General features: G+C 33.2%; 6 protein-coding genes. 1 reads left to right on the top strand and 5 read right to left on the bottom strand.

Annotated features, from left to right (window positions below):
* Nucleotides 1–148: 148 nt before the first annotated feature.
* The 5 genes from L950_RS24390 to L950_RS24410 form a co-directional block, all read right to left on the bottom strand.
* The gene (locus L950_RS24390) at nt 149–556 is read right to left on the bottom strand and encodes a GNAT family N-acetyltransferase (RefSeq protein WP_021190171.1); all 408 of its coding nucleotides are present in this window, start codon (nt 554–556) and stop codon (nt 149–151) included.
* Nucleotides 557–581: 25 nt separating this feature from the next.
* A complete protein-coding gene (locus tag L950_RS24395) occupies nt 582–1,019 on the bottom strand; it encodes a GNAT family N-acetyltransferase (RefSeq protein WP_021190172.1) in 438 nt (145 codons plus the stop codon).
* 65 nt (nt 1,020–1,084) lie between these two features.
* Entirely contained in the window at nt 1,085–1,819 is a 735-nt protein-coding gene (locus tag L950_RS24400) for an SMI1/KNR4 family protein (RefSeq protein WP_021190173.1), read from the bottom strand.
* A 249-nt stretch (nt 1,820–2,068) separates the two neighbouring features.
* A complete protein-coding gene (locus L950_RS24405; protein ID WP_021190174.1) occupies nt 2,069–2,536 on the bottom strand; it encodes a hypothetical protein in 468 nt (155 codons plus the stop codon).
* 66 nt (nt 2,537–2,602) lie between these two features.
* The gene (locus tag L950_RS24410) at nt 2,603–3,382 is read right to left on the bottom strand and encodes a DUF695 domain-containing protein (protein ID WP_021190175.1); all 780 of its coding nucleotides are present in this window, start codon (nt 3,380–3,382) and stop codon (nt 2,603–2,605) included.
* A gap of 269 nt (nt 3,383–3,651) precedes the next feature.
* Here L950_RS24410 and L950_RS24415 point away from each other — a divergent pair, with 269 nt between their 5' ends.
* The gene (locus L950_RS24415) at nt 3,652–4,017 is read left to right on the top strand and encodes a hypothetical protein (protein ID WP_021190176.1); all 366 of its coding nucleotides are present in this window, start codon (nt 3,652–3,654) and stop codon (nt 4,015–4,017) included.
* Nucleotides 4,018–4,078 lie beyond the last annotated feature (61 nt).

Raw genomic sequence — 4,078 nt, forward strand, 5'->3', positions numbered from 1 at the left:
AAAACTATTTTGGTTCAAATTCCCTTAAAGCATTATTGACCACGGCCACACCTGGAAAATTATCTTGCTTAAAATTTAACACTGAATAGGATTCATCGGGTATCAATACTTTGTAATCTGTCATATATCTCACAATCTTAACATTTTCTCAATGCTTATTACCCTTATAAATCCACATTGGTTCTGTATGGCCTGCACGCGAGAATCCCATTTTTTTGTAGAATTCTGTCGCATCACCATCAGCAGTTAGCATCTGCATATGAAATGAACCATATTTTTCCTGCATCTTATCCATGATCATTTTACCGATCCCTTTACCTTGATAATCCGGATGTACGAGTAGGTGAGGATAATATACGACCAGATGGCCATCGGAAATAGCATTTCCTAAACCTACCAATCGTTCATTGTCCCACGCAGTGATCAACGAGTGCGAGTTACTTAAAGCATTATAAAGCTCCACAGGCTTATCAGCAGAACTCCATTCGTTAGCCCGGTACAAATTAATTATTTCTTCAGGTTCAATGTCTCTGCGTTCAGAAAGGGTGATGTCCATATTGGTGATTATTGTTTTATATTTCTTATAAATTGTAATTGTAAAATTTGAATGAACTTTCCTTAAATCCTAGTTTTTCATATAAAAATTGTGCAGGATTATCACGTGCGGTACTTAAAGATACTCTTGCGCAGTTGTTTTCTTTTGCAAATTCAGTGACTTGATGTATTAAACGTTTTGCTATCCCTCGATTTCTATAATTCTCAAGTACAAACAAATCGTTCAAGATATAAACCTTCTTAAGAGATGCAGATGAAAAAGTGGGGAACAATTGGGTAAAGCCAACGATTTCATTGTCTTTTTTAGCTGTAAATATAACAGATTCATTATTTTGCACTCTTTCCTTTAGGAAAGTGATGTTAGCATCTCTAATACTTTCTACTACATAAAATTTGAGATAAAGAGAGAAGATCACTTCTAAATCTTCAATATCATTAATAGTGGCTTGTTCTATTTTAATCATTTTTATAAATTGGGGCGAATAGGAATTAGTTCTTTTACTTCTTCCTCTGTTTATCTAGCTAAGTATTATTTTCTTGCAAAGAGTTTGGATAAAAATCCTTTCTTTTCAATTTTTTCAATCCCCCAAATCAATTCGGTTTCGTGTCGTCTTGCTTTTTCAATGTTCGGTCCAAATTTTCCCCAGGCAAATCCGCTTTGATTGGGTTTGTTTCTCAAATCGGCAATTACGGAATTGTCAGAAAGTGATATTGTGAAGTTTTTTAAAGTCTCGTCATTTGATTGCCTTGCATTTTCAAGTTCAATAAATCCGTTATCATTGTTCCAAATGTTTATAACAACTTTTTCGTGAATTATGTCAAGGTTTGACTTGTTTCCGTTTTTCCCGAAGTCATGTACGTGCTCAATAAATTGGGTTAAGTTTTCTGAATGTTTTACGATAACAGCCGGGTCGTGACACACATAAAAAACATTTCCCCAATTTCCATTTTTATCGACATCCAAAATCCAGAAATTACCAAATCCGTCTCCAGCAAGTTGCACTGAATATGGGAAAAACTCTTCAAATCCGAATTGTCCAATTTCGTCAAATGTTACTTTCTCTAATCCGAAAAATTCAAAGCCACTTGCAAATTTTAATAACTCTCTAATATCAATAGGAATTTGTCCTGTTGGTAATCCTTTTGCTAATTCGTCTATTTGGTAATCGGTCAAACCTTCTTTAAGTTCAACTTGATATTCGTCTCCATCTTCCGAAACATATTGTTCCGACAAAATAGATTTCAGTTTTTCTGTTGGTGTCATAAAGATCAATAATTGTTATCTTGTCGTGTTATGTTTGCAGTTAACGTTTGGGGCTTGACACATTGGTGCGAACTGAAAACAAAGTTTTAATTTTAGTATCAAATGAAGCAAAAAGCCCAGTTATTAGCTAAATTTAAGAAAAAAGTTAAGAAATACTCAATAATAGTAAATAGAAAGTCGTAAAGATGGGGCTCGTTTAATTCGAAATTTCGATTATAAATCTAATGTAATTATTAAAGTTCTTATATATTATAAAATCTGAGCTTCCCCAATTTGGTTTTGGCCTTCATGAATCCACCATACGTTACCTTTTGTTAAGTATTCTTCTATACGTTGGTGAATTAAAAATCTTACAATGATACATCTCTCTTCTCCTGGAAGTATCTCGTTACTATCTTCAAACACAATGTCGCCAATATACGTTTGATCTATTTTTCCATCTGCAGTATATTCGAAGACATGATTTGGACGATAACCGCTTATTAGACCAGTTTTGCGACCACCCTCCTCAGTTGATTTTAATCTTAGGATTGCATTTAATACGATTAAACCATTTTGATTTTCATAGTTCAGATCACCTATACTTGTATGCGTGTATTTATCATAAGCCATTACATCAAACACTTTGGACTGACCAGTATCTATCCAACGTTTATAAACCAGGTATCCATCGATATATAAATATAATTCATTGCCATCTATTTTTTTAAAAATCATCTCTCAATTTTTTATGATGTAGTCTAAAGTTATTTCATTCAATGGTTATCTCACTGTATCTGATACTTATTCAGTAGCAAGCTTGATTAGCATTTCACTATACATTGACCAGTTTTCATCTTCAATGATGTTATAGGTAAAATGTAATTCTTTTGTATTTGGTTTCATTGATTCTAAAATATTAATTGCATTTCCTTTTTCAGCAATCGCAAGATAGAATTTTCTTATACCGTTATAGGTTGTTCGAAGTACATAATAGCTATTTATTCCTGATTTTTGAAGATGTTGTTCGATTGAAATCTCAAAGTCATGTAAATTTTGTAGATCTTCATTAGAAGGAAGACCTGTTCCGTCGGGAGTAATATACGGAAGAGTGAAATTAATAAAGTATCTAAACTCAGCCTTATGAGAAAAGCTTTCCAGAGCCGTGTTTATAATAACTAATTCTGGAAGGTTATTATTTATGAAATCACCTGTTTTGAATTCTTCTGGCACCATATAAGTATCCCTTTCGATAGCACTTTGTCCATCTGGATTTCCTATATCAAAGCCATCATATTCTACATTATATTTTTCTGCTAGAGCATACAGGATTTTATTGAGTTCGAACAAGGAATGAGCATCATGTTTTTCAATTCGGGAAGCATTTAACCACCAATAATCTTCTTCACTTTCCTCTATCGTAATTGATGAGAAATTATTTTTGTTTAATTCCTTGTTTAATTCTTGAAGATTGATCTTATCATCTGAGATAAAACAATATGTGTATAGAAAATTGTTATTGCAATTTATTCCATTCGAGCTTAAATTATTGTAAAAGTGTTCAATTGTTTCAAATGTGATCATATTGAGGGTTTATTTTCACTATTAAAATTACATAAAAAGAATTGTAGTTGTAATAGAAATGAAAGTTTTTAAATGGTCTACGTTTATTGTTGCTCTAATAATATTGTGAATTTAGCATTCTGAATCGACTCTCACAATTTCACCTATTCATTTCCTTCGTTCACCGAGTTTTTAGTTGGTTTAGTCTAATTGTCATAGGGTAGAGACGATTTACATCCTACTTTTGAATTAACAATTAAAAAAAACTAACAATATAACATAAAGACATTATGAACACTATAGCAAAAACATTCGCAGCAGCAGCCTTGATCGCAGTATCAACATTCACTATGGCAGCAGGCAAACCAGAGGTATCAAACCCTAAAAAAGCAGTAGTCAACTTATCTACAGCAGATTTAGCCATTGATCATTATGTAGCAGTTATGACAGAAGGACAATCGGCAGGAGAAGAGCAGTTGTTTACATCCGATTTTAGCCAAAAAGTACAGGCATCAGAAGATAAAACCAATAGCCGTTCAGAAGTTATTTCCTTCTTAAAAAAGCAAAAAGGAGAGCAGTTAAACTGTAAAACCAGCACCGCTATCGTACAGGAGTCAGCAGACTATATGATAGCCAAAGTAACGATGCAGTTTTGAAGGTTTTACCAAAACCGATCTCGTGACTTTAGTCAATGACGGCGGTAACTGGAAAGTATCC

The sequence above is a fragment of the Sphingobacterium sp. IITKGP-BTPF85 genome (assembly GCF_001006065.1).
GTDB lineage: Bacteria > Bacteroidota > Bacteroidia > Sphingobacteriales > Sphingobacteriaceae > Sphingobacterium > Sphingobacterium anhuiense.

Excerpts from the sequence above, each read along its gene's own strand:
- L950_RS24390 (WP_021190171.1), bottom strand. The coding sequence starts at position 556 with ATGGACATCACCCTTTCTGAACGCAGAGACATTGAACCTGAAGAAATA.
- L950_RS24395 (WP_021190172.1), bottom strand. The coding sequence starts at position 1,019 with ATGATTAAAATAGAACAAGCCACTATTAATGATATTGAAGATTTAGAA.
- L950_RS24400 (WP_021190173.1), bottom strand. The coding sequence starts at position 1,819 with ATGACACCAACAGAAAAACTGAAATCTATTTTGTCGGAACAATATGTT.
- L950_RS24405 (WP_021190174.1), bottom strand. The coding sequence starts at position 2,536 with ATGATTTTTAAAAAAATAGATGGCAATGAATTATATTTATATATCGAT.
- L950_RS24410 (WP_021190175.1), bottom strand. The coding sequence starts at position 3,382 with ATGATCACATTTGAAACAATTGAACACTTTTACAATAATTTAAGCTCG.
- L950_RS24415 (WP_021190176.1), top strand. The coding sequence starts at position 3,652 with ATGAACACTATAGCAAAAACATTCGCAGCAGCAGCCTTGATCGCAGTA.